Below are 22840 nucleotides of genomic sequence, written 5' to 3'. Positions count from 1 at the left end.
TCACTTCCTCAAGTATCTTTTCACAAGGGAAGGATCTATTCTGGTGAGCTCCTGTTCGGGCAGAATGGCAAGAAGGTCCCACATAAGGTCCAGGGTTTTATAAATATCCCGGTCTTCCTCGAAATCCTGCTTTGCAAAGCGCTCCTCAAACTGCCGCCCGAACTCCATGTATTTTTTGTCGGTATCCGAGAGTTCGTCCTCTCCTATGACCTGCGCCAGAGCCCTTATCTCCTGGACCCTTGAGTATGCGGAAAAAACCTGATTCGCGACGTCGGGATGGTCTTCCCGGGTGTATTCCTTGCCTATGCCGTCCTTCATCAGTCGCGACAGGGACGGAAGTACATTGATGGGAGGGTATATGCCCATCTGGTATAAAGACCGGTTCAACACTATCTGCCCTTCGGTGATGTAGCCGGTCAGATCCGGCACAGGATGAGTGATATCGTCGTTGGGCATGGTGAGTATGGGTATCTGGGTGATGCTTCCTCTGGAGCCCTTCAACATGCCCGCCCTTTCATAGAGGCTGGCGAGATCCGAGTAGAGGTATCCCGGATATCCCTTTCTGGACGGCACTTCTTCCCTGGCGGAGGAAATCTCCCTCAAAGCTTCGCAGTAGCTGGTGATGTCCGTCATTATGACAAGCACATGCATGTCGCATTCAAAGGCCAGGTATTCCGCCGCGGTCAGCGCGCATCTCGGGGTGATGATCCGCTCCACCACAGGATCGTCGGCCAGATTCATGAACATCACGACCCTGTCCATGACTCCCGCCTCTTCAAAGACCTTCCTGAAAAAGTCCGCCTCATCATGCTTTATGCCCATGGCTGCAAATACCACGGCAAATTTACCGGCTTCTTCATCGGAAATCCTGGCCTGCCTTACTATCTGGGCCGCCACTTGGTTGTGGGGAAGGCCGTCTCCGGAGAAGATGGGGAGCTTCTGTCCCCTTATCAGGGTAATTAAGCCGTCGATGGAGGATATCCCGGTCTGGATGTAGTTTCTCGGGTAAAGTCTTGCCACGGGGTTCATGGGCCGGCCGTTTATGTTGTAGTATTTGTTGGAATATATCTCTCCCGCGCCGTCAATGGGCACTGCAATGCCGTTGAATACCCTGCCCAGGATTTCCCGAGACAAAGGTATTTCCATGGGCTTGCCGGTAAAGCTCACACTTACGTCATTTAACGAAATTCCCGACGTCCCCTGAAACACCTGAATTATGACCCTGTCTCTGTCAATTTGCACCACCTTGCCCATCCTGCGCTCCCCGGGCATCTCTATATCCACTATCTCATCGTATACGGCGCCCTCGACCTCGTTCATGACTATCAGAGGGCCTTCAGCTTTATCCAGTTTCAGATATTTAACTTTCATCGGCAGCACCTTCTTTGTACATGCTCTCCAAGCCGTCGTAGTACCTGTCTATCCTTTCGGTAAGTTCCTGGAAGAGCCCGGGTTTTTCATCGGAAGCATTGTACTTCATCATTATTATGTCTGAAAAGAGCTTCTCATCCTTGATTTTCGAAAGCGGAATACCCTTTTTCACGCACGAATAAGCCCTGTCGTAAAGCCTCTCGATAACCTTGAGCATCTGATACTGGCGCGAAAGGGGCACGTACGAGTCCTGAGGATGATATGCATTTTGCTGCAGGTATCCCATCTTTATTATCCTGGAAATCTCCAGTATGACCCTCTGGTCATCCGGCAGCACATCCTCGCCCACCAGCTTTACTATATCCATCAGTTTGTTTTCTTCCTGAAGTATTCTCAGCATCTTCACCCTTAAAGCCATCATATCCGGGGCCACGTTTTCTTTGAACCAGTCTCCCAGCATCGGTACATAACCGCTGTAAGACGAAAGCCAGTTTATTGAAGGGAAGTGCCTGGCGTAAGCCAGTTCCCGGTCCAGGGCCAGGAAAGCTCCGACGATTCTCTTGGTGGACTGGGTCACGGGTTCCGAAAAGTCTCCCCCCGCCGGGGAAACCGCACCTATTACGGTTATGGAACCCTCCGTGCCGTTCAGATTTTTAACGTAACCGGCCCTTTCGTAAAATGCAGCCAGCCTGGATGCAAGATATGCGGGATAGCCTTCTTCGGCCGGCATCTCCTCGAGCCTTCCGGCGATTTCCCTCAGGGCTTCGGCCCATCTCGAAGTGGAATCAGCCATTATGGCCACGTTATAGCCCATATCCCTGAAATATTCGGCTATGGTGATGCCCGTATATATGGATGCTTCCCTGGCGGCCACGGGCATGTTAGAGGTGTTGGCGATAAGCACCGTCCTGTCCATCAGAGGGTTCCCCGTCCTGGGGTCCTTGAGTTTCGGAAAATCCTCCAGAACTTCCGTCATCTCGTTGCCCCGTTCACCACAACCGATATATACTATGATGTCTGCATCACTCCATTTGGCTAACTGATGCTGGGTTATGGTCTTCCCCGTGCCGAACCCGCCCGGGATGGCTGCGGTGCCGCCTTTGGCCAGCGGGAAGAAGGTGTCGATTACCCTCTGCCCAGTCACCAGCAGCTTTTCTATGGGCATCCTCCGCGCCACCGGCCTGGGTTTTCTTACAGGCCACTCCTGATACATCTTGAGTTCATGTTTTTTCCCCTCATTTTCCAGTACCGCCAGTGTTTCGTGTATATTGTATGAACCGTTCTCGGCAACTTCCGCCACCCGGCCTTTTATTCCCGGCGGAACCATGATTTTATGGGCCACCATGGACGTCTCCTGCACCACAGCAAAGACATCGCCGGAATCAAGCATATCCCCGGGTTTTGCCAGAATCTGTACATCCCACTTCCTGCTCTCATCTATGGATATGAGCCCGATGCCTTCGGGGATGAACTTATGCCCGGCAGCATAAATTTTTGAAAGAGGCCTTTCGATGCCGTCGAATATATTGCCGATAATGCCAGGACCAAGTTTTACGGAAAGGGGCATGCCTGTGCCGTGCACTTCTTCGCCCATCTTGAGGCCTGACGTTTCTTCATAAACCTGGATGGTGCCCAGATCCTTTTCCAGGGAAATTACTTCTCCTATAAGTTTTTTTTCACCGACCATCACCATTTCCCGCACCATAAAACCTTCCATATGGACGGCTTTCACGACAGGACCGTTGATGTTTATTATTTTCCCTTGATTTGCCATTCTACCACCCCTCGCCAAGCCTCGTGGACAGCAATTCTCCCACCAGCTGGCGACTTTCTTCTATGGTGGTATTTGCGGTATAATCTATTTCCAGTCTGCCGTCGCCGCTTTTTGCAAAGACCCCGCCTATCATTTCATCGCTTTTTTCAATGCTGAAAGTATTCTCATCTCTATAAGACTTTATGGCGCTTAAAATGGTGTCCCTGTGGTTTTCAACATCTTTTTTGCTGAAGGTAAAATTTACAAACTCATAACTGTCAAATTTCTGCGCCACCTGTCCGATGGCCTCCTGCAGAAATTCTACATATTCAGGCGTGTCCGTAAAGGCTCTTGCTCTTTCCTTAACCTCTTTCATGACCCTTTCGGTAAATTCATTCCTTTTCTTCAGCACCGCAAGATGCATATCGGATCTGGCTTTTGAAATCATCTGCTGTTTTTTGGTTTCGGCTTCTTTTACGGCCTCGCGTATCGCAGAGCTCTTTTTTTCTTCGAAATCCTTGATTATATCAGCTTTCCGGGTTTCATAATAGTCCACAAGCCTCTTTTGCTTTTCCTGAAAATCATGTTCTATTCTCTCTATGAGCACCTTGGTGAAAAGGGAAATCTTGTCTTCTATAGTGGTGGACATTTTCCTCACCTCAAATCTTAAGTCCTATGGATTCCCTTATATATCTGGTCAAAAAGTCCGGCGGCCGTCTGGAACCGTGTCTGTCTGGAATCTCTATTATTACGGGCGGGCTGCTGGAAAGCTTCATTTCATCCAGCTCCTGCTGCACTTTTTCTGCCAGCAATTCCGTTATCAGCAGAATCCCGGTATCCCGGCTTTCCTTGACTTTTTTCAGTTCTTTCAAAACCTCTTCTCTTTCATGGACCACTACGCCCTCCACACCCGCCAGCCTCATGCCTGTCAGGGTATGGGTGTTGTCGCTTATGAGGAAAACTTTCATAATAATCCCCTACAGTCTGCCAAGAATCATAATTGAAACTATCAGGCCGTATATGGCGATACCTTCGGCAAGGCCCACAAAAATCAGGGTTTTGCCGAGGATGTTCGGGTCTTCAGATACAGCACCCAGGGCCGAAGAACCCACAGCGCCCACCGCATATCCGGCGCCCACGGTGGCAAGCCCCGTGGCAAGGGCTGCCGCAATAAATCCCATGCCGGAGGAAGGATTTGTGGAAGGAGCCGCACTGGCGATTCCCGGCGCCAGGAAAAACAGGAAAGCCGCCACCAGCGCTGCGTATAAAGACACGCTTACCCTTACCATTCTCTTAAGCCTTTTCGCCTTTTTTCCGTCTTTCGCAAAATAGATATAAAGCCCTGCAGCCACGGTCAAACCCGATATGGCAATGGCTAAAAACAATACTGCATACATATCTATTACCTCCATTTCAATTTTGATTCCGGTATACACCAGAATTAACTTTACAATGTAGCAAAAATATGCGTCCCGATTCCCCGGGAAATCCTCATGTTCCGGAAGAAATTCACCCTGCCCGGAGCCTGCGGAATGCCCTTCAACCTCGCGGGCAGATACTCCACTCCGTCACCCCTGAAGTACCTGGTGAAGAGCTCGTAGTATTCCAGTCTCAATGCCTGTATGAAAACTATCAGGCCTTCCAGGCCTATGATTATTATATTTCCTATTACGAGAATCACAATATCTTCCCATGCGGAACCCATCATCTCCCCCATAGTGGCGAAGGCTACATAGAGCCCCACATGGTTTAAGGCAAAGGCTCCCACCCTTATGAAGGAGATGGTGTTCGACATCATGGAAAGGAGGGTTTCGATGACCCCGAAACCTTCTTCGATATAGTAATCTGCCGGAGAACCCTTATAAAGCTTATCCGAATGTGTGATCTTCCCCGCCAGAGGCTGCTTGAACACCATCAAAAGCAAAAGTCCCGCCATTATGAAAACCAGTGCCGGGGAAACGCCGCTGTGGGCAAGGGCGGCATGGGAAGCCGCGTACAGCAGAATCAAATAGAATGCGAGCCCCGCAACACCGTTTCTGCCGAACAATCCTTCTTCAATGTTCCCTTCAATCTTTGAATTCATGATGTTGTATATATATCCGCCCATGATGAGTACAATGCCGAAAACAACTGCCGCGACCAGCATAAAATTAATATTGGCCATGGGCCTTACAACCAGCGGCGGTATTATTTCCTCCGAACCGAATACGCTGCCGTAAATAAACCCGAATACGGTGGATGCAAGGCCTATCCTGCTCAGCACGCCTCCCAGGCCGGTCCTTTTTGCAGCATGCTCGAGAAAGAGCCCTGTAAGAAGCAGCACAAGGCCCTGGCCCACATCCCCGAACATGGCCCCGAAAAGCAGCATGTAAGTCAGGCCGAAAAATACCGTCGGGTCTTTCTCGTTGTATGCCGGGGTGCCGTACATTTTCACCAGCGTTTCAAAAGGCCTGAAAAGTTTCGAATTGCTGAGCTTTGTGGGCGGGGTTATGCCCGGCCCGCCGTTTATGTCGTCCACCAGCACTATTATATCTTCCCTGAACTGGCTTTCCAGAGCGTTTTTAAGGTCCGGCACGCTGCTTGTGGGCACAAATCCGAACATAAAAAACAGTTTATCGCCCACAGCAAGCTCTGTTTTCAGCTCCTCGACCTTTTTCTCCATCTCAAGCCTAGAAAAGCCTTTTTCGAATTCCTCCGCAAACTTTACCCTGTAGTCTTCCAGTGATGTTTTCAGGGCGTCAATCGCTTTCTGATCCTCCTCTATGCTTTTAGTCAAATCTTCGATCACACTTGACGCGGTGCCCGGGCAGCCCTCCGGCAGAGGAAGAAGGGTGTGGTTGAGCGAACTGAAGATTTTTTCCACGGTTTCCTCAAGGCTTACCGGCGTAATCGACGCCACAATCACGTATTTGCCTTCCGCTGCAACCTTTATGACCACTGCGGGGATATTTTCGTAGTTCTTTTTGAGCTTATCGTAATTTTCCCGGGTTATCTTCAAAAGCCTGAAGGCTAGGTATTTCATGCCGGTCAAGCGGCCCATGTCAAAGCCATACTTTGCCAGGTACCTGAGACTTTCAATGTACTCCCTTTTTTTCTCAATGGAACGCATTCTTTCCTTTATCTCATTGTCTTTGGAACGCACCTTTTCGTGGATGTCGGAAAGCTTTTTTATGAACTCATCATAGTCGTAATCCTGGCCCAGGTGCTCCAGCTTCACCCTGGGTGTAATCCCAAACAGGTTCAACAACGATGTCACCACTTCTTCATCATGCGAAAAATCTCTTTTTGAAGAGTAGGGTTTGAGGAAAGGCAGTTCTTCCAGAGCCTCTATGTTTTTCTCGCTAGGGGGCAGGAAGAAATCGCTGGAATTGACTCTCACCAAGGCGTTTATCACATGCATGCTGCCGTTTAAAACCACCAGCCGGAGCACACGGCTCAGGAGACTATTCTTGCCTATTACCCCTACTATTTTCATTTTTTCTACAGCCAAGCCAATCACCTCCCTGAACTCATGCAGCCTTCACCAGAAATTTTCTGATTTCTTCCGGGGGCAACTCGTATCTGATGCTTTCTATTATTGATATTATATCCCTGATTTCAAAATCAAAAGACCATACGTATCCCACGGTTTGGATTATGCTCATGGGATATTTGCGGATAAGTGCCCTGAGCTTATAGTATATGAAGCGATTTATTCGCCTTTCCATGTAAATATCCCTTGACATCTCTTCTTTTTTAAATAGAAACCCGTAACCGGAATCCATGGTCATGCGGTACAGCTCATCAAGATTTTTTGCATAGCACATGGCTTTTCTGTCGGCAAAAGTCAATTTGTCCCCGAAATTCATAGTATAGTTTAAAAGTTCTTCGGGCGACAGTTTGTAGAATTTCTTGCCCCGGTAAATCCACTGGATATTGTACAGATCCGCCACCATGCCTTCCCACTTTTTCAGCACTTCCCGATCTTCTACGGATACTTTCTGCACCCTGTTTTGAATGATGCTGAAATAGCCCATGTCCAGAGCCATTTCAAATCTGAAAAGGTTTTCCCTTTTTCCGTCCAGCAGGGGTTTTAATATCTCGAAGAATTCCGAGCCTTCCAGTGCATATATGAGATTCTTTATTGATGTAGCCTTCAAAAGCTTTCCGGTATCCGCACGGCTGTATTTGCCCAAAAAAGCAAGGGGCCTTTCCATGGTTTCGGGTCTTTTGCCGTTGAATATAGCCCTGGCCAAACTTTTTAAATCCTCTATCTCGTATTTCGTATAAAGGGAATGTATAAAGTCCCTGTAGTCATCCCGGAAATAATGGGTAAGTCTATCCATGTTCTTTATCATGTTGCGCTTTAAAATGTCTTCCAGGTCTCTCCTGCTGATATTTTCGATGCGTATATCCCCCAGGAGCCTGCCGTATGAGGTTCTCTCTTTAAGGTAACGGGCAACGTCAGCCACAGACTTCTTCTGAAGGAGGTTAATGTAATCTTCTTTTTTTAAAAAATCTCCTTCCATGGCTCTTATCTTTGTGTTGACAGCGGCGTATAAGGCAACTTTATCCATGGGTCTCCCTCTTTATATCAAAAATCCGCTTCTGTATTTCATCCGCCATATCTTTGCAGATTTTTTCAAACTCCCGTTCCATATTTTCAAGAGTTTCTCTGGTTTTCACGTTAAGCTTTTCAACCTCCTCCTTTCCTTCCTGCAGGATGTTCCGGGCGGCTTTTCTGGTTTCATCTTCAATCATTTGAGCAAAATCCCGAATCATTTTTTGTTATTCTTCTTTATACCGGCGCTCGAGGTCCGCCAGCTGCTTTTCCCTGCTTGTGCTTATTTCCACCGCCCTTGCATCAATTTCCATGAGCCTTTCTATGGCCTGTTCTTCCAAAATATCACCTTCTTCGCAGCGCTAAATTATTCTCCAGGAAGCTCAAAAACCTGCCCGCAGAAGGGACAGGCCGAAAAAATTAAACTTTTTAAGTTTCACAGACTTATTTTTAAGTATATTACTGTTATGTTACAAAAGCAATTATTATTATAGTATAAATACAATAAAATAACGGCAAATAGCATCAATACAGTCTTTTGGCGAATATTTGCTTGAAAATCATTTCATTTGCTGTAAAATACTAATCGGCATACAATATACATGATTTTTAAAAAAAATATAGCTGTTGAATAAAATTCAACAGCTCAAGTTTCCCTCATTATGCGATTTTTTTCATGCCCCGCGTGTTTTCGGCGGCATTTTTAACATCCTGCAGGCCCTTTCCGAAGCTGGCTTCCATGGCGGCGGCTATGGCTCCCTCAATAAAAGGAGCATCTGCTATAGCCGCCCTGGATCTCGTCGGTTCTTCCAGAGATTCTATGGCTACTTCGGTGCTCATGATCGAGCTCCCTAAATCTACTATTACAATCACTCCATCGCCTGTATCCGCTTTCCTTATCTTTTCTCCGATCAACACCGGATCGGTGCCCAGGCGGTTGTCACAGGTTCCGGCGGCAATTTCTATCAAGACTTTTTCACCGGTCATCTGCTTTATCAATTCTAGAGTCCCTTCCGCAATTTTCGGGGCGTGGGATACCAGGACAATTCCGACCATTAAAACGCCTCCCTCTCAAATCTAACACTTGTTACCGGACATCTCTTTTATCTTTTCTATCGCCGCCTGCAACATCAAATAGCACGAGGTTGCTCCGGGGTCCTGATGCCCTATGCTCCTTTCTCCAAGGTAACTGGCCCTCCCCTTTTTGGCGATTATGTTTTTCGTATATTCCACTCCCTCTTTTGCAGCATTGAGTGCTTTGTCCATAGCCGAATTTTTATCGGAAAAATCTTTTTCTTTTTTTAGGACTTCTACAGCAGGCTCCAGCGAGTCGATGATGGTTTTTTCGCCCATCTGCGCTTTTCCACGATATTTTATGCCTTCCAGGGCCTGGTCCAGGATGGTTACAAAATCTTCAAAATCAAGACTCGACTTGCCCGCCACTGCCTGGCCCGCTTTCATAAAAGCTGTCCCGTAGAGCGGCCCCGACGCTCCTCCCACTGTCGATACGAGTGTCATACCGACGGTTTTCAAGATCGTTCCGCAATCATCGATTTTCTGCGAATGAAGCTTTTCAAGAACCGCCGAAAATCCCTTGGACATGTTTATGCCGTGGTCCGCGTCCCCAATGGCCGAATCCAGTTCGGTCAAAAATTCGCGGTTTTCGCTGATTTTTCCCGCCACTGCTTCAATTATTTTCACAAGTCCCGCTGTGTCCGTTGCCATTTGACAGGTCTCCTTTCGCAATAGTTGTGGTGCAATAAAGCTTTAAAACTGTCTGAAAGCGGGGGTATCCGCCGGTGCATCCAGCAGGTTTTTCAATTCCTCGTCCAGTTTGAGCAGCGTTATCGAGGCGCCCGCCATTTCCAGCGAAGTCATGTATTCGCCGATGTATGTCCTGTGAACTTTTATGTCATGTTCTTTCAATATCTTGCTCACTTTATTGTTCATTATGAATTGTTCCATGATGGGAGTGGCTCCAAGGCCGTTTATCATGACCGCCACTTCGTCTCCGGGCTTGTAGGGGAGGTCCGTCAGTATTTTTGACATCAGATGCTCCACTATTTCGTCGGCTTTCATGATCTTTGTCCGCATGGTGCCCGGTTCGCCGTGGATTCCCATGCCTATTTCCATTTCATCTTCAGCCAGAGTAAAGGTGGGCTTTCCTGCTGCCGGCACCACACACGGGGTTAAGGCCATTCCCATGCTTCTAACATTGGCGATGACCTTTTCGGCTGCCTCTTTTACTTCTTCCAGGGTGCCGCCGGCCTGGGCCTTTGCTCCGGCGATTTTGTGCACGAATACGGTACCCGCTATGCCCCTCCTGCCCGTGGTGTAAGTGCTGTTTTCCACCGCCACGTCGTCGTTTACCACGACTTTGGCCACTTTGATGCCTTCCATCTCCGCCATTTCGCCGGCCATTTCAAAGTTCATCACATCACCGGTGTAGTTTTTGATTATGAGCAGCACTCCGGCGCCGCCGTCCACAGCCTTAACAGCCTCGAATATCTGGTCCGGAGTGGGAGAGGTGAATACGGCTCCGGCAACGCCGGCATCCAGCATGCCCTTGCCCACAAAACCTGCATGAGAAGGCTCATGGCCGCTGCCACCGCCGGACACAAGGCCCACCTTGCCTTTTACCGGCGCATCGGCTCTCACGATGACGTTAAAGCCTTCCAGCTTCCTTACGTAGCCGGGGAAAGCCGCCACCATCCCCTCAAGCATTTCTTCTACCACATGTTCGGGGTTGTTGATGAGTTTTTTCATTTCAAGCCCTCCTTTAAAATAATAGATGTAAAATATATCAAGCAAGAATCGTGCCAGTTAAAAAAGGGCATTATAATGCCCTTTATTATCTATCGGCCTGGTAATTTTTATCAACCTGCATCATTTGCCACTGCTCTGACTATGTCATAATTCTCATCCATGGCCGGAATAAAGCCATTTATGATAGATCCGCCCCCGTTCATCTTTTCTTTTTTTGCTCTGTAAGCCATAAATCCGCTCTTCAGGCTGTCCACCACGCTTTTTTCGAGGCCCGGCCTGGCAGCTATGCAGTCTTTCGGGATCGGGTCGGTTTTTGCAAGATATACGAGTTTTTCCACCGCAAGCCCCCGCTTTTTTGCGTCGTCAAGGGCTTCGGAATAAGTGGCGCCCGCATCCACGGTCCCCTGCAGCACCGCTTCCACCACTCTGCTGTGGGTGCCCAGAAAGACTTTCTCCGAAAGGTCTCTATCCGGATCGATCCCCGCCTTTTTTAAAAGCATCCTCGGATAAGCGTACCCCGAAGCAGACTTCGGGTCTACGAAGGCCAATTTCTTTCCCTTCAAATCTTTTATGGAAGAAATACCGGAACCCGGAACCGTTATTATATAACCCCTGTAGTTTGCAGCCCCGTTTACCACCGGCGTCGCAATGGGAGTTATGTCGGCTTTATATCTGGCGTTGACGTATGCCAGGGGAGAAAACCAGCCCACATCCACTATTCCTTCTATAAGGCAATCAGCCAGAGCATTGTAATCCGCCGCTATCATCACCCTGAAGTTGAATCCGGCCGTCTCCCCCACTGCGTTAATGGCCGGCAGGTACATGGCTTTTATTACATCGGGGCTTAAAGCGGGATTTATTCCTATAATAAATTCATCCTTTTTCTTGAACTTCAACGTGGTTTTCTGAAGAGCGTAAACATTTTTTACGAGTTTTTCCGCTATGTCGAGCAGCATTCTGTTGTTCTGTTCCTGTTCTTTTATCAATTCCGTAACCTTGCGGGTGGAGTCTGAAGTGGCAGCAGTCTCCCGGGCAAGAGAAGAAAAAATCTCGCTCAGGGAGCTCGCCGTCTTAGCCTGTCGGGATATGGATTCGAACAGTTTTTCGTTTACACCGGCTATATCTTCGAACACCTTCACCGATTCATCCATGACATTCCCGCTGAGCTGAGTCTTTTCTCTGACACCTTTCAATCTGGCGGCGCTTTCTCTGGAAATTGAGTGTGCCCGGCTGATACCTTCGTTGATTATGCCTGCAGTCTCCTGAATCTCGTGGGCTCTTGTACTGCTCAATTCCGCTAGCTTCCTTATCTCCGACGCCACTACGCCGAATCCCCTGCCGACCTCTCCTGCTCTTGCCGCCTCAATAGTCGCATTTATCGCCAGAAGATGTGTCTGACGGGCGATGCTCCTCACAAAGGTCACAAATCCCGCAACCTTATCGGTAAGCTCCAGGAGGCCTGCCACATCATTCGAAGATCCGTCCATTTCCTCCGAAACCCTGTCAATCAGATTCTGAACTTCGGCAATAGCAAGGCTTCCCTCCCTTATTTTCCCAAGGCTTTCTCTGGACTTGTTCAATACCTCGAGAGCGCTCTCCTTCAGACCTGAAGAAAATTTGGAAAGCTCCTCCAGGTCCGATGTGCCTGCAGTTAAACTATTACTGTTTTTCTGGGAATTTGCATTTATACCTTCTATTATTTCTACCAATTTTCTGGATTTTTCGGAATTCCTGTCAACTATCCAGTTTATCTCATGGGCATCATAACCTAATTTTTCACTAAGAGGCAGAATGTCGTCAATCCCCGATATCCCCAAATCGACCGGCATGATACTACTCCTTTCTCCGTTTTACACCAAAAGGCCGTACTTTCTGGCTTTGGCCGCCACCGTCTTGTGAGTGAGCCCCAGGGCTTTTCCGGCAGCGTTAAAACTCTTATACTTTTTTAGAGCAAATTTTATTATTTCCTTCTCATACTCCTCGAAAGGCGCTACTTCTCCGTCGGTATCGGGATTTACCAGAAATTGTTTGTCCTCGATGCTGATGCCTGTGACGTACGTCGGAAGATCGTCTATGTCTATTACGTTATCGTCGGTGAGATTTATGGCTCGTTCAATGACGTTCTCCAGTTCCCTCACATTTCCCGGCCAATCGTAGCCCAGCAAATATTTCATGGCCCGGCGGGTTATGGCTGTAACGTCCTTTTCCAGCTCACGGCTCAGCTTGTTTAAAAAATGTTCTGCCAGGTCCGGAATATCTTCTTTTCTTTCTCTCAGCGGCGGAAGCACAATCGGCACCACATTCAGCCTGTAGTAAAGGTCCTCTCTGAAGGTTCCTTTTTTGACCATTTCTTCCAGATCTCTGTTTGTGGCAGCTATGACCCTCACATCCACTTTTATCGTCTGGGTTCCCCCTACTCTCTCGAACTCTCTTTCCTGCAATATTCTCAAAAGTTTTGCCTGCATTTCCACATTCATTTCTCCGATTTCATCTAGAAAGACGGTGCCTCCGTTGGCCAGTTCAAACTTCCCCAGCTTCTGATAGAGTGCTCCTGTAAATGACCCCTTCTCGTGGCCGAAAAGTTCGCTCTCCAGGAGAGGCGAAGGTATGGCAGGGCAGTTTACGCGGACAAAAGGTTTATCCTTCCTTTTGCTGGCATAATGTATAGCTCTCGCTATAAGCTCCTTGCCGGTGCCGCTTTCCCCGCGTATCAGCACCGTGGAGTGGGTCTCGGCCGCCTTGGAAGCGATGGCCAGTGCATCCTGCAGCCTCCCGCTTCTGCCAACTATGGGTTCAAAGGCACTGTCCAGTTTCTGAGTCCGCTTTAATTCTTCCTCAAGGTACTCGGCTTTTGCCACCGCTTCATTTATCAAATCGATCCTGTCTTTTAATTCTTTAAATTCATCCAGTTTGTCTATAAGCCTTTCAATCTGAAGGATATCCTGAAATACTATAACGGCTCCGAGTATTTCATTGTTGATGATTATCGGAGTGATATCGGTGACCACTGCGGATTTCCCTATGACCTTTTTGCTGCCCAGCTCGTCCCTTCCATCCCGCAGTATATTTTCCATTTTTATTCCGGGAATGATATTTTCTATTTTTTCACCGATTACCTCATGGCTCTTGAATCCGGTAATCTCTTCAGCCGCACGGTTGAACATCGTAATGCAGCCCTTTTTATTTACCACTATAAGGCCGTCGGCAATACTCTGAAAGATTGTGTCCGAAGTTAAAGCATTTTCCTCCAGGATGTTATCCATTTTTTCAATCTCTTCACTGTTTTTTGGCGAAAAGTCACTTTTCAGCAATCTATCAAAACAATCTACTGCTTCCACTACCCTGTTGCCTTTTGCCACAATGGTTATTTTTTCTCCGGATTTTAAATTGAGCGAATGGAGGGCCATGAGAGCGGTAGCAGGAACTTCCTTCCCGTACCGGTTGCGTATATATACATTGGTGCCCCAGTTGTGTTCAATCTCATGCGCTTTCTGAACCATCATGGCCGCCGCTCTTATGTGTAGACCTTTCGGATGACAGAATACCACTTCTTTTTGAAGCAAGTTCCTCACCCCTAATGCGAGATGGCCTTGAAATTATTCAGCCCAGCTTCTCGAAGCTATTACGTCCACTCCGGTACCCGCCACATCTTTTAAAACCACATCGCCCATCTTCACAGGCGCGGCAACTGATACATTTTTAAGTTCCTGCATGGCTTCTTTCAGCTTAGATTTAGGAATCGGAGTCCGTGTACGGACAGGAAGAACATGAGCAGCCTCCGCCTTCAATCTGACCGTTGTAGTCAGAATCCTCTTCGGCGACGTCACTTCGTCTTTGGCATATTGAAGGCCCCGCCTGCAGCGATAACCGCTCAGGTTCAGTATATTTCCGTTTTCAATCTCCACCTCTATTCGGCATCCCACGGGACATATTATGCATGTCACATTTTTCTTATCACTCATCGGAAGCACCTTCTTCCTGAAGGATGAATTTCAGATGGCCCGCCGCTTTGGATATTTCCGATTTGCTAAGTTCAATATTTATCATTTCGCTGGGCTTTACATATGAAAGCATCTTCGTTTTTATAGTGCCGTTTTCGGATTCAATGGCAAGTTTTGCTTTTTTCATGGGTCTCGTGCTTCTCATGAAAAAGTTCTGTTTTTCATCGAGCATTTTTTCTACGCCAACAGCGTGCGGAAGCACATATCTCAGGCCTTCGCCCGCGATGACGGACATCTGCCGGTAAGCCCCATCTTTTTCTTTCAGGTACCGGGCGGCTCCCCGGGCCGCAAGTTTTGCTTCCATCGTCACAAAGTCCACCAAATCATGAACGTGCAGCACATTGCCGCAGGCAAAGATCCCCTCGCAGGATGTCTCCATCCTTTGATTCACCATGGGGCCCTGGGTGCTTGCATCAAAATCAGCACCGGTCATTTTTGTTAATTCATTTTCGGGTATCAAGCCCACCGATAGCAGCAGAGTGTCGCAGGGTATGAATTCCGCAGTTGACAGGATAGGTTTTAGATTTTCATCGACCTTCGCCACGGTGACACCTTCCACTCTTTTTTTGCCATGGATATCTATTACAGTATGGCTCAGCCTGAGGGGTATTCCATAATCCTCCAAACACTGCACCACATTTCTTGTCAGGCCGTTGGAATAGGGCATTATTTCAAGGACGCATTTTACTCTGGCCCCTTCCAGAGTAAATCTTCTCGCCATGATGAGGCCTATGTCGCCCGAGCCCAGAATCACTATCTCTTTTCCCGGCATGTAACCTTCAATGTTCACATATCTCTGGGCCGTTCCGGCGGTGAAGATTCCTGCGGGCCTGAATCCCGGGATGTTCAGGGCCCCCCGGGTGCGCTCCCGGCATCCCATTGCCAGGATAACGGCTTTTGCCTGAATCTCCAGAACGCCTTTTTCGCTGTTTACAGCAAATATTCGTTTATCCGGTGTGATTTCAATCACCATGGTGTCCAGTAAAACTTCAACTCCGGTGTTTTCCAGCCTATCGATAAATCTCTGGGCATACTCCGGCCCTGTCAGTTCTTCTTTGAATACGTGCAGCCCGAAGCCGTTGTGTATGCACTGCTGAAGGATACCCCCGAGGCCTGAATCCCTTTCGACTATCATGACATCATTTACGCCCTGTTCAGCGGCCTCCAGAGCCGCGGCAAGCCCCGCAGGACCTCCTCCGATTATTACCAAATCCTTATGAAGCATCTGCCGCACCGCCTTTCCAGCTAAGGCTTTCGACATCTTGAGCGTTTAAAAACTTATTCTCGTCCCCTTCTGCAATAAATTCTTTATAACCGCCCTTCAATATTTCCGAACCCGGACCGCACTTGGTTATCTGCCTCGGATCGAGCTTGAGCTCCCTGGCCAGGATGGATAGCACTCTCGATGAGCAGAAACCTCCCTGGCACCTGCCCATGCCCGCTCTGGTCCTCCGCTTGACACCGTCCAGGCTTCTTGCTCCCAGCGGCCTTTTTATGGCGTCCACAATTTCCGCTTCGGTGACGGTTTCGCAGCGGCATATCACATGGCCGAAGGCGGGGTTTTCCTCTATAAGCTTTTGCCGCATTGCATTGTCCATTTCCCGAAAGCGATACTTTATAGGTCTTGTCGGCACAAAACCCGGTTTTTCTATCAAATCCATTCCTTCCTCCTTCAAAATCTCTATGACAGTTTCCGCGATGGCCGGAGCAGAAGTAAGTCCCGGCGACTGGATGCCTCCCACATTGACAAAGCCCTTTACCTTTCTGGATGCTTCGATTATGAAATCGTTGGTATTGGAAACAGCCCGAAGCCCCGCAAAAGAAGTTATAACTCCCGACAGCGGCAGATGTGGGACCAGTTTTTTTCCTCCTTCGATGATCTCTTCGATGCCTTCCCTGGTGACACCCACGTCGGTTTTGTCTTTAATGTCGTTGGAATTGGGGCCTATGAAAACATTTCCGTCCACCGTCGGGCATACCAGGATTCCCTTGGATTTCTCCGAAGGAGTAGGAAATATGACTCTCTTTACGAGATGGCCGAAATTTTTATCAAAGATGAGATATTCTCCCTTTCGAGGAGTAATGGTGTATTCTTCCGCTCCCGCCATTTTCGAAATCTCGTCGGAGAAAAGGCCCGCCGCATTTATTACAAACCGAGCTTTTACAGCCCCATGCGGTGTCTTTATGATAAAGCCGTCGTTTTGCATCATAATCTCCATCACCGGAGAATTGAACCTGAATTCTACACCGTTTTGAGCCGCATTTTCTGCCAGAGCCACGGTGAATTCGTAAGGACATACGATTCCCGCTGTGGAAGCATAAAGCGCCGCTTTTGCTGCAGGATTTAAATTGGGCTCCATTTTCATCAGTTCGTCATGCCCTATTATTTTTAGGCCGGAAACACCATTTTCTTTCCCCTGATTCATCAGTTTATCTAGGACCTTGATCTCACCCTCATCAACAGCGACAACCAGCGACCCGTTGTTTTTATACGGCACATCCAGTTCGGCGCAAATTCCCGGAAATAAGGCATTTCCCCTTACATTCATCTTCGCCTTCCAGGTGCCCGGCTTGGCGTCAAATCCCGCATGGATTACCGCACTGTTGGCTTTGCTGGTGCCGCAGGCCACATCTTCTTCTTTTTCCAGCAGTATAACCCTTATATCATACCTTGATAATTCTCTTGCTATCATGCAGCCCGTCACACCGCCGCCGATAACTACCACATCATACATTAAAATCCCTCCTAAAAAAAGGAAAACCACACCCTATAAAAGAGTGTGGTTCTCCTCATCTCCACCACGCATCTTTCTTAAAGTTATATATAACTTATTCTTTCTCCCATTCCATAGCCCTCTTGACGGCTTTTTTCCATCCGCTATAGAGACTGTTGCGTTTGCCCTCATCCATGTCCGGTTTAAAGACTCTGTCGATCTGCCACTTGGCGGCAATTTCTTCCCTGCTTCCCCAGTATCCCGTGGCAAGACCCGCAAGATAAGCTGCACCCAGTGCCGTGGTCTCGATTACCTTGGGTCTTGAAACGGGAACTCCCAGTATATCAGACTGGAACTGCATCAGGAAGTTGTTGGCAACGGCTCCTCCGTCTACCTTCAGGTTGGTAAGGGTTATGCCGGAATCCTTCTGCATGGCTTCCAGAACGTCCCGGGTCTGATAGGTAATTGATTCAAGAGCTGCCCTGATGATATGTTCTCTCTTGGCGCCTCTGGTGAGGCCTACTATGGTGCCGCGGGCGTACATATCCCAGTAAGGAGCGCCAAGGCCCACGAAAGCCGGAACCAGATATACGCCGTTGTTGTCGTCCACCTTTGTGGCGTATTCTTCGCTCTGAGCTGAATTGTCTATGATCCTGAGCTCATCCCGCAGCCACTGGACTACGGCTCCGGCAATAAATATGCTTCCTTCCAGAGCGTATTCGACCTTTCCGTCAACTCCCCACGCAATCGTCGTCAGAAGTCCGCTCTTGGATTCCACCGCCTTTTCGCCGGTGTTCATGAGCATGAAGCAGCCGGTGCCATAGGTGTTCTTGGCCATGCCGGCACTGTAGCAGGCCTGGCCGAACAGGGCCGCCTGCTGGTCGCCCGCGTCCCCGGCGATTGGCACTTCAGCGCCGAATACCTCTTTGCTGGTTTTGCCGTAAATATGGCTTGAAGGTTTGGGCTCCGGCAGCATTGCTTTCGGTATGTTCAATTCCTTTAATATATCCTCATCCCATTCCAGCTTATGAATGTTTAAGAGCATGGTGCGGGAAGCGTTGCTGTAATCGGTAACATGAACCTTGCCGCCCGTCAGGTTCCAGATTAGCCATGTATCCACGTTTCCAAAAATTACTTCGCCCTTTTCAGCCTTTTCCCTTACCCCCTCCACATTGTCGAGAATCCATTTCACCTTGGTGCCGGAAAAATATGCATCCACTACCAGACCGGTCTTCTGGCGGATGGTTTCGGCAAGGCCCTTGTTCTTCAGGTCATCACAAATGGGGGCGGTCCTGCGGCACTGCCACACTATGGCATTGTAAACCGGTTTGCCTGTATTTTTATCCCATACTATTGTGGTTTCCCTCTGATTGGTGATACCGATGGCGGCAATATCTTCGGGCGAAATGCCGGCTTTTTCCAGAACTTCTTTCGCTACGCCTATCTGAGTCCCCCAGATCTCCATGGGATCATGTTCCACCTACCCGGGTTTCGGGTAAATCTGAGTGAACTCCTTGTTGGCCACGCTTACAATCGAACCGTTTTCATCAAAAATGATCGCCCGCGAACTGGTGGTTCCCTGATCAAGGGCCATGACATACTTTGCCATGTAAACAAACCTCCCTTTAATTTTACTTAATATTTTTATTTATTGCAATCCATGAGGGCAAGAACAATTCTTAGAAACCGGAGCTAGGGAAATTAAGCCTTCATGGATTTGTCGGCCTTAAGGCTCTCTTCCATCTTCTTCGGCAGGAATGGCGAAATAAGGTAGTCGTAAGCATAAGCGCCGAGCGGACCGCCGATCAATGGACCTATTACGGGAACCATCAGCCAGTAACTGCCGGAAAATGCTCCCTGATCGCCAATCATAGCCGCAAACAACCTGGGCCCAAAGTCACGGGCCGGATTTATGGCATATCCGGTAGGTCCGCCAAGAGAAAGGCCCAGGGCATATATCGCACAACCGACTACCAGAGGCCACATATTACCAGCAGGCCCCAGATTATATATGTTATCAACTATAGCATATATAAAAAGCACGAGGAAGAAGGTACCTGCAATTTCAACTAACATACTGTTTCCAATACTGTATGCATCATTGGCCGCACCGGTATAAAATATATTCATGTAGCCGTCCTTTATGAAGTTTCCTAGATAAATCTTATGGATTATGAAAGCCCCGACAAAAGCCCCCAGCACCTGAGCAATCCAGTAGCCTATGGCTTTGCCAAAACTCATTCCGCGTCGGAGCACTGCCGCCAGAGTAACTGCAGGATTCAGATGAGCGCCGGTTATCCCACCTGCCACATAAACCGCCATTGTAACCGCTAAAGCCCAGCCGACGTTTATGGTATTCCAGTCGTAACCTGCGCCGGTCTTGAAAATACCGAAGCCGTTAAGTCGCGGAGCAAAATTGACGTTTGCAACAACACCGCAGCCGAAAATGATAAGGATTACAGTTCCGAAGAACTCTGCCCAGAGTTCCTGCATCAAAGTATCCCTTTTCATTGAATAATCCCCCTTTTACTTCTAATTCATTTTACATGATAACAGAATAAATCAATCTTTCTCGTAAACCGACAAAACATTCTACAGTTTTGTTCGATCCCCCCTTTATTTTTATATTATCGGTACCGCCAAGCTCACCTCCTTTGCCCAAAATAAAAATCCTCCCCACGCAAATAGTAAATGTACTATCTGCCCGAGGAGGACTTTCTCCTTTTCTCCAAGTCCTCGTATGGGATCTCATCCCACAGTTCCTCTTTGCTGATCGACACCGCCAGCGCCCCTTCCTTCAGGGCTGCCTTAACTTCATCCAGGGTTTCAATAAGGCCTCCGGCTATTACCGGATAATGGACTTCCCTGTGAATCTTGCTAATTATCTTGGGTATGACGCCGGGCAGTATCTCTACTGCATCCGGGTCTACCTGGTTAATGGATTTTTCAGCGGTATCCTTCGCCAGACTGTCGAGGATGAATACTCTTTGAATTGTAAATATCCCTTCGCTTTTGGCACAGCTTATAAGATTTCCCCTGGTAGTAATGATTCCATCGGGTTTGACTTCCTCCGCAATGTACTTGATTCCCATGCCGTCCTTACTTATGCCTTCGAGGAGGTCGATATGGACGAAGGCGCGTTTTCTCGCCTTTCTGATGTGCGTTACCGCATATTTAATGTTAAGTATGTTGCCCGTCAGAAGAAAGAGACAGCGAAGAGGCTTTTCTAAGGCTGTATCGACTTTTTCTATATCTCTTATTGCGGCTATTATGGGACATTTTTTTATATCCGATAAAACATCCTCCAAACAATCACCTTCCACTACGAATTTAATTGTCTAATTTTGAATCTGATGTATTTTTAATAATGAGTGCGTTATTGAATATTTCTTAAATTTTTATATTGCAAGAAACATGCCATGATAGGAAGCCTGTATTTATTTATGATCCCCAGGTTTGCTTGGTAAAAAATATCAATAATCATAAATTAGCCCCGATTTTTTGATTATTTTTACCAGCACAGTCCATCTTTTAATAACCCAACATTCTATCTTGCTTTTTGACCAATCTTATTCTCAGTCCCCGAAATGAGCCTTTTTATATTGCTTCTGTGCCGCCAGATCGCCATAGCGGCGAGTGCCAATCCAAAATAAAAAAATTTTGCCGGATAATTAAATTTGATAAGTAATATAGGAAATAAAACCGCACCTGTGATAGATCCGAGGGATACAAACCTGAAAAGAATGATTACACCAACACCGGCAATAAGAACCCACAATGCGACAGGAGGAGAAATTCCCAGCACCACTCCTAAACTGGTGGCTATCCCTTTCCCACCGTTGAACTTTAAAAAGACCGACCAATCGTGCCCCACAACTACCGCCAGCCCGCACAAAAGAGCCAGATTCTCACCGCCAATATAGCGGGCCAGCAGCACCACAAGAAGCCCTTTCAAAAGATCCATGGCAAAAACAAGGGCTGCCGGTTTTGCTCCGAGCACCCGGAGAACATTAGTGGAACCAGGATTTTTGCTACCGTATTGCCGTATGTCTACTTTGTAAATATTTTTAGATACCAAATAAGCCGTTGATATTGACCCGATAAAGTAACTTGCTATGAGGGATATAATATACTTTGCCATAGTCTTCATCCTTTTGTAATATTAATGTATTTTTAGAATTCTAGTAATATTATATCCCATTTGCCGTCGACAGTCAACCGAAAAAATGTCAGGACAAAAATTAAAAATCACCACTGAGTCAACATCTGGCCATTTGAATCAAACTCAAAGGAAATAGGCCCTTCTACAATCTCCAGTTGCGGATGGTTATCGATCTCTTCTAAAAGTGCTTCAGATGCATATATATATTCGAGATGTAAAGTATTTTTAATCCGCACTATGCGGGATTTTTCTCCTTTATAATCAAGATTGTTTGCTGTTTTTATTGCCGCTTTTATCGCGGTTTTATCGTCGGGCATTATCATAGGCAGGCGCACAGTCCGTGGTATCGCAGCGGTTATAGAATTGATATATCCTTTGGTAAAGTCGGTTTCCTCAAGTACCTTCAGGGTTGTTATATCCGCAACTCCTATCCCGTTGGCGTTTCCTTCCGTTTTTTCCGTAAGGCGCAACACAACAATACGATCAGCTTTCAGATCTCCTCTGGCATAATCGGATGCAAACCTTCCGGTGATATTGGGGTCCATGCCGTCTCCGCTTACATCTTTGCCCAATTCGTCTACAATCAGCACGTCAAGATTATTTAACAAAATTTTTGGCATCCATGACTTTGCTTTTTCCAAAAGAACAGGCTCCACGGTAAAAAACTCATCCGGAGCAAGTACACAAATATCAGCAGTTTCATCATAAGCATTTTCTAAAATAGCAACGCCGAGAACAATGGGCACTCGTGAAAGCACAATCCGCGACATGGCTTTCAATCGTTCGGCAAAATGATTGAAACCCATTTTGTGGCAGAGATCTGCGCCCTTTTGTTTACCAAGCCCGATGACCGACATCTTTATAAGACCGCTTTCTATATCGCCTCGAAAAGATGTGTGCGGTTTTACTCTGTTTATTAATATCACGGCGTCCGAATACAGTGCATCCTTGCTGGTATATACAGGAATCCCTTCATCCGTCTCTGCTAATAGTTCCACATCCAGACTTGATACAACGGGCACCCCCATATTTTCTTCCGTAATTCCCAGTTCCTCCAGTACTTTTTTCTGGCCTTCCGGAGTGGCACCCCCATGACTTCCCATAGCCGGGATTATGAATGGAATTCCTCCGGAATCTTTTACTTTTTTAACTACTCGTTCTGCAATTTTAGAAAGATTATTTATACCTCTACTTCCCAACGCGATGCATACTTTTCTTCCTCTCAAATCATCTAAAATATTTTTTCTATCATTCAAAGATTTCTCAAGCTTATATATATAATTTATTCTACCTGGCACAACGAATTTCTGCCGAACTTTGTACATGGGTGGAATTAATACATCATCGATTAGTTTCACTGCTGAAGAAAAATCAATATTAAAACCGTATCTGCTCATAGTAATTCCTCCATTATACTAATATCTGATAGCACAAAGAATATAAACTTCAAACATTTTTTTCTCATATGCAAAGGCAGTCACCCGCATCACAGGGCAACCGCCTTTAACGGACAAAAGATTTCTTTACCCATTC

Annotated in this window: 20 protein-coding genes and 1 pseudogene; all 21 read right to left on the bottom strand. The window is 47.3% G+C overall.

Translation table 11 applies throughout. The annotated features are described in order from the left end of the window. Complete coding sequence (locus AC6I1H_RS12905; protein ID WP_497737963.1) at window positions 1–1371, bottom strand: V-type ATP synthase subunit B; 1371 nt, start codon at window positions 1369–1371, stop codon at window positions 1–3. Next, window positions 1361–3145, bottom strand: coding sequence for a V-type ATP synthase subunit A (locus AC6I1H_RS12900; protein ID WP_497737962.1), 1785 nt, complete (start codon window positions 3143–3145; stop codon window positions 1361–1363). Before AC6I1H_RS12900 ends, AC6I1H_RS12905 begins: the two co-directional genes overlap by 11 nt. A gap of 1 nt (window position 3146) precedes the next feature. Continuing rightward, a complete protein-coding gene (locus AC6I1H_RS12895) occupies window positions 3147–3773 on the bottom strand; it encodes a V-type ATP synthase subunit E (protein ID WP_497737961.1) in 627 nt (208 codons plus the stop codon). A 10-nt stretch (window positions 3774–3783) separates the two neighbouring features. Next, complete coding sequence (locus AC6I1H_RS12890) at window positions 3784–4092, bottom strand: V-type ATP synthase subunit F (RefSeq protein ID WP_497737960.1); 309 nt, start codon at window positions 4090–4092, stop codon at window positions 3784–3786. 9 nt (window positions 4093–4101) lie between these two features. Beyond that, window positions 4102–4521 carry an ATP synthase subunit C gene (locus AC6I1H_RS12885; protein ID WP_497737959.1) on the bottom strand — a complete coding sequence of 140 codons (420 nt, stop codon included), beginning with the start codon at window positions 4519–4521 and terminating at the stop codon, window positions 4102–4104. A 50-nt stretch (window positions 4522–4571) separates the two neighbouring features. Next, complete coding sequence (locus tag AC6I1H_RS12880) at window positions 4572–6614, bottom strand: V-type ATP synthase subunit I (RefSeq protein ID WP_497737958.1); 2043 nt, start codon at window positions 6612–6614, stop codon at window positions 4572–4574. Between the two features lie 19 nt (window positions 6615–6633). Continuing rightward, window positions 6634–7680: a V-type ATPase subunit gene (locus tag AC6I1H_RS12875; protein ID WP_497737957.1), complete on the bottom strand. Its 1047-nt coding sequence runs from the start codon at window positions 7678–7680 to the stop codon at window positions 6634–6636. Beyond that, window positions 7673–7864 (bottom strand): hypothetical protein, encoded by a 192-nt coding sequence (locus AC6I1H_RS12870; protein ID WP_497737956.1) that lies wholly within the window; start codon window positions 7862–7864, stop codon window positions 7673–7675. The genes AC6I1H_RS12875 and AC6I1H_RS12870 overlap by 8 nt, the downstream gene beginning before the upstream one ends. A gap of 460 nt (window positions 7865–8324) precedes the next feature. Continuing rightward, on the bottom strand, window positions 8325–8720 hold the full coding sequence (gene dhaM, locus AC6I1H_RS12865; RefSeq protein ID WP_497737955.1) for a dihydroxyacetone kinase phosphoryl donor subunit DhaM: 396 nt from the start codon (window positions 8718–8720) through the stop codon (window positions 8325–8327). Window positions 8721–8741: 21 nt separating this feature from the next. Continuing rightward, window positions 8742–9389 (bottom strand): dihydroxyacetone kinase subunit DhaL, encoded by a 648-nt coding sequence (gene dhaL / locus AC6I1H_RS12860; RefSeq protein WP_497737954.1) that lies wholly within the window; start codon window positions 9387–9389, stop codon window positions 8742–8744. A 42-nt stretch (window positions 9390–9431) separates the two neighbouring features. After that, window positions 9432–10430 carry a dihydroxyacetone kinase subunit DhaK gene (gene dhaK, locus AC6I1H_RS12855; RefSeq protein ID WP_497737953.1) on the bottom strand — a complete coding sequence of 333 codons (999 nt, stop codon included), beginning with the start codon at window positions 10428–10430 and terminating at the stop codon, window positions 9432–9434. A gap of 110 nt (window positions 10431–10540) precedes the next feature. Next, window positions 10541–12259 (bottom strand): phosphate/phosphite/phosphonate ABC transporter substrate-binding protein, encoded by a 1719-nt coding sequence (gene phnD / locus AC6I1H_RS12850; RefSeq protein WP_497737952.1) that lies wholly within the window; start codon window positions 12257–12259, stop codon window positions 10541–10543. A 21-nt stretch (window positions 12260–12280) separates the two neighbouring features. After that, window positions 12281–13993: a sigma 54-interacting transcriptional regulator gene (locus AC6I1H_RS12845; RefSeq protein WP_497737951.1), complete on the bottom strand. Its 1713-nt coding sequence runs from the start codon at window positions 13991–13993 to the stop codon at window positions 12281–12283. 33 nt (window positions 13994–14026) lie between these two features. Next, window positions 14027–14392, bottom strand: coding sequence for a DUF1667 domain-containing protein (locus tag AC6I1H_RS12840; RefSeq protein WP_497737950.1), 366 nt, complete (start codon window positions 14390–14392; stop codon window positions 14027–14029). Continuing rightward, a complete protein-coding gene (locus tag AC6I1H_RS12835; protein ID WP_497737949.1) occupies window positions 14385–15656 on the bottom strand; it encodes an NAD(P)/FAD-dependent oxidoreductase in 1272 nt (423 codons plus the stop codon). Before AC6I1H_RS12835 ends, AC6I1H_RS12840 begins: the two co-directional genes overlap by 8 nt. Further along, window positions 15646–17166: an NAD(P)/FAD-dependent oxidoreductase gene (locus tag AC6I1H_RS12830; protein ID WP_497737948.1), complete on the bottom strand. Its 1521-nt coding sequence runs from the start codon at window positions 17164–17166 to the stop codon at window positions 15646–15648. Before AC6I1H_RS12830 ends, AC6I1H_RS12835 begins: the two co-directional genes overlap by 11 nt. A 94-nt stretch (window positions 17167–17260) precedes the next feature. Further along, window positions 17261–18754, bottom strand: a pseudogene (gene glpK, locus AC6I1H_RS12825) (glycerol kinase GlpK). A 92-nt stretch (window positions 18755–18846) separates the two neighbouring features. Further along, the gene (locus AC6I1H_RS12820) at window positions 18847–19656 is read right to left on the bottom strand and encodes an MIP/aquaporin family protein (RefSeq protein WP_497737947.1); all 810 of its coding nucleotides are present in this window, start codon (window positions 19654–19656) and stop codon (window positions 18847–18849) included. 185 nt (window positions 19657–19841) lie between these two features. Next, window positions 19842–20453 carry a glycerol-3-phosphate responsive antiterminator gene (locus tag AC6I1H_RS12815; protein WP_497737946.1) on the bottom strand — a complete coding sequence of 204 codons (612 nt, stop codon included), beginning with the start codon at window positions 20451–20453 and terminating at the stop codon, window positions 19842–19844. Between the two features lie 239 nt (window positions 20454–20692). Next, the gene (plsY, locus tag AC6I1H_RS12810) at window positions 20693–21286 is read right to left on the bottom strand and encodes a glycerol-3-phosphate 1-O-acyltransferase PlsY (protein ID WP_497737945.1); all 594 of its coding nucleotides are present in this window, start codon (window positions 21284–21286) and stop codon (window positions 20693–20695) included. Window positions 21287–21393: 107 nt separating this feature from the next. After that, on the bottom strand, window positions 21394–22704 hold the full coding sequence (locus AC6I1H_RS12805; RefSeq protein ID WP_497737944.1) for a nickel pincer cofactor-dependent isomerase, group 22: 1311 nt from the start codon (window positions 22702–22704) through the stop codon (window positions 21394–21396). Window positions 22705–22840: the final 136 nt, after the last annotated feature.

The sequence above is a fragment of the Biomaibacter sp. TOL genome, assembly GCF_059717795.1.
Note: the sequence above shows the minus strand (reverse complement) of the source record. Positions and strands in the feature narration are given on the sequence as shown.

Bases quoted from the DNA above. Each gene is read 5' to 3' on its own strand.
- AC6I1H_RS12835 (WP_497737949.1), bottom strand. From the start codon at position 15,656: ATGCTTCATAAGGATTTGGTAATAATCGGAGGAGGTCCTGCGGGGCTT.
- AC6I1H_RS12805 (WP_497737944.1), bottom strand. From the start codon at position 22,704: ATGAGCAGATACGGTTTTAATATTGATTTTTCTTCAGCAGTGAAACTA.
- AC6I1H_RS12830 (WP_497737948.1), bottom strand. From the start codon at position 17,166: ATGTATGATGTGGTAGTTATCGGCGGCGGTGTGACGGGCTGCATGATA.
- AC6I1H_RS12875 (WP_497737957.1), bottom strand. From the start codon at position 7,680: ATGGATAAAGTTGCCTTATACGCCGCTGTCAACACAAAGATAAGAGCC.
- AC6I1H_RS12890 (WP_497737960.1), bottom strand. From the start codon at position 4,092: ATGAAAGTTTTCCTCATAAGCGACAACACCCATACCCTGACAGGCATG.
- AC6I1H_RS12900 (WP_497737962.1), bottom strand. From the start codon at position 3,145: ATGGCAAATCAAGGGAAAATAATAAACATCAACGGTCCTGTCGTGAAA.
- dhaM (WP_497737955.1), bottom strand. From the start codon at position 8,720: ATGGTCGGAATTGTCCTGGTATCCCACGCCCCGAAAATTGCGGAAGGG.
- phnD (WP_497737952.1), bottom strand. From the start codon at position 12,259: ATGCCGGTCGATTTGGGGATATCGGGGATTGACGACATTCTGCCTCTT.
- dhaL (WP_497737954.1), bottom strand. From the start codon at position 9,389: ATGGCAACGGACACAGCGGGACTTGTGAAAATAATTGAAGCAGTGGCG.
- AC6I1H_RS12905 (WP_497737963.1), bottom strand. From the start codon at position 1,371: ATGAAAGTTAAATATCTGAAACTGGATAAAGCTGAAGGCCCTCTGATA.
- dhaK (WP_497737953.1), bottom strand. From the start codon at position 10,430: ATGAAAAAACTCATCAACAACCCCGAACATGTGGTAGAAGAAATGCTT.
- plsY (WP_497737945.1), bottom strand. From the start codon at position 21,286: ATGGCAAAGTATATTATATCCCTCATAGCAAGTTACTTTATCGGGTCA.
- AC6I1H_RS12820 (WP_497737947.1), bottom strand. From the start codon at position 19,656: ATGAAAAGGGATACTTTGATGCAGGAACTCTGGGCAGAGTTCTTCGGA.
- AC6I1H_RS12885 (WP_497737959.1), bottom strand. From the start codon at position 4,521: ATGTATGCAGTATTGTTTTTAGCCATTGCCATATCGGGTTTGACCGTG.
- AC6I1H_RS12895 (WP_497737961.1), bottom strand. From the start codon at position 3,773: ATGTCCACCACTATAGAAGACAAGATTTCCCTTTTCACCAAGGTGCTC.
- AC6I1H_RS12870 (WP_497737956.1), bottom strand. From the start codon at position 7,864: ATGATTGAAGATGAAACCAGAAAAGCCGCCCGGAACATCCTGCAGGAA.
- AC6I1H_RS12840 (WP_497737950.1), bottom strand. From the start codon at position 14,392: ATGAGTGATAAGAAAAATGTGACATGCATAATATGTCCCGTGGGATGC.